The sequence below is a fragment of the Pseudoxanthobacter sp. genome (assembly GCF_036822375.1).
Lineage (GTDB): Bacteria > Pseudomonadota > Alphaproteobacteria > Rhizobiales > Segnochrobactraceae > Pseudoxanthobacter.
On record NZ_DAISHT010000360.1, the window covers coordinates 1 to 2,049 of the forward strand.

A 2,049-nucleotide genomic window follows, 5' to 3' on the forward strand; every position below is an offset into this window, starting at 1 on the left:
ACATCGCCGCCACGAAGGCCGCGCGCAGCGCCACCTCGGTCTTGCCGAAGCCGACATCGCCGCACACCAGACGATCCATCGGCCGGCCCGCCGCCAGGTCCTCCACCACCGCCTCGATGGCGGCAAGCTGGTCTTCCGTCTCGTCATAGGGGAAGCGGGCGACGAATTCGTCGTAGAGCCCCTCGGAGGGCGCCATGACGGCGGCCGAGCGCAGGGCACGGGCGGCCGCGGTCTTGATGAGCTGATCGGCGATTTCGCGGATGCGCTGGCGGATGCGCGCCTTGCGCGCCTGCCAGGCGCCGCCGCCGAGCCTGTCGAGCTGGGCGTCGTTGTCGTCGGAGCCGTAGCGGGTGAGAAGCTCGATGTTCTCCACCGGCAGAAACAGCTTGTCGCCGCCGGCATAGACGATCTCAAGGCAGTCGTGCGGGTGGCCCGCCGCCTCCACGGTCTTCAGGCCCACGAAGCGGCCGATGCCGTGGTCGACATGCACCACGAGGTCGCCTTCGGAAAGGCTGGTCGCCTCGGTCAGCGCCTCCTTGCCGGCCGACTTGCGGCGGCGCTGGCGCACGAGCCGGTCGCCCAGAATATCCTGCTCGCCGATGACGACGAGGTCGCCGGCCTCGAAGCCGGTTTCCAGCCCGACAACCGCAAGGGCCACCGTCTCTTTCGGCAGGGCCGCGATTTCAGCCCACTTTTCCACCGGCTTCAGCGCGCCGAGACCGTGGTCGGCCAGCACCTGCATCAGCCGGTCGCGGGACCCCGCGGTCCACGAGGCCAGCACGATGCGCTTCTTCGCCCGCCGCAGATCGACCACGGTGGAGACGAGGGCATCGAACACGTTGCCGCCGGCGGCGCGTTCCGCCGCGAAGGTGCGGCCGTGGCGGCCGCCCATGTCGACCACCGGACCGGTCAGCGCCGTCTGCGGCACGGCAAACGGCGACAGCTTCAGCCGCACATGGCCGGCCATCGCCGCGATCCACGAATCCTGGTCGAGATAGAGCGTCTTCGGCTCGACCGGACGATAGGGCACCTCGCCGCCGGCCTGCTTCGGCCCGGCGAGAATTTCGCGGCGCGCCTCATAGTGATCGAGGGTCTGCTTCAGCCGCTCGGCCAGCGCCTCGTCGACAAGGGGATCGAGCACCAGCGCGGCCGCGCCGAAATAGGCAAAGACCGGATCGAGCGCTTCGTGGAACAGCGGCAGCCAGTGTTCCATGCCGGGAAAACGCCGGCCCTCGCTGATCGCCTGATAGAGCGCATCGTTGCGGTCCGGCGCGCCGAAGATCGCCACATAAGACTGCCGGAACCGGCGGATGGTATCCGGCGTCAGCACCACCTCGCTCATCGGCATCAGGTCGATGCGGGTCAGCTGGCCGGTGGTGCGCTGGCTTTCCGGATCGAAGCGGCGGATGGATTCCAGCGTGTCGCCGAAGAAATCCAGCCGCACCGGCGCCTCGGTGCCCGGTGCGAACAGATCGACGATGCCGCCGCGCACCGCATATTCGCCGGCATCGCGCACGGTCGCGGTGCGCAGAAAGCCGTTGTCCTCCAGCCAGCGGACAAGGGTTTCGATCTCCACCCGGTTGCCGACATGGGCGGAAAACAGCGCCGCCGCCAGCGCCGCGCGCGCCGGCACGCGCTGGGCGGTGGCGTTGACCGTCGTCAGCACCACGCGGAACGGCGCCGGCCCCTTCACCGGCCGCGCCAGATCGGCCAGCGCCGCCATGCGGCGGGCCGAGACGACGGCAGACGGCGACACCCGGTCATAGGGCATGCAGTCCCACGCCGGCAGGTGAACGATGTCCGCTTCCGGCAGGAAGACCGGCAGCGCCTCGGCCAGTGCGCTCAGGCGCTGGCCATCGCGGGCAATGAAGACCAGCGCCGGCCCCTCGCCGCCGCGGGCGAAGGCCGCGCGCGCAAGATCGGCCACGACAACGGCATCGAAGCCATCGGGCACCGAGGACAGCGTGACGTCGCCGCCCTGCTCCAGAATGGCGGCGAAGGGCGGGCGGGTCATAGGTCGTAGAGTCCCTTGGCGATCTCGGTGCCGGA

The 2,049-nt window shown here is 69.9% G+C and carries 1 protein-coding gene; it reads right to left on the minus strand.

Translation table 11 applies throughout. From position 1 onward, the window contains the following. Nucleotides 1-2,014 (minus strand): CarD family transcriptional regulator (locus V7067_RS17610; protein WP_334177184.1); only part of this gene is annotated, 2,014 nt, incomplete at its 3' end. Nucleotides 2,015-2,049: the final 35 nt, after the last annotated feature.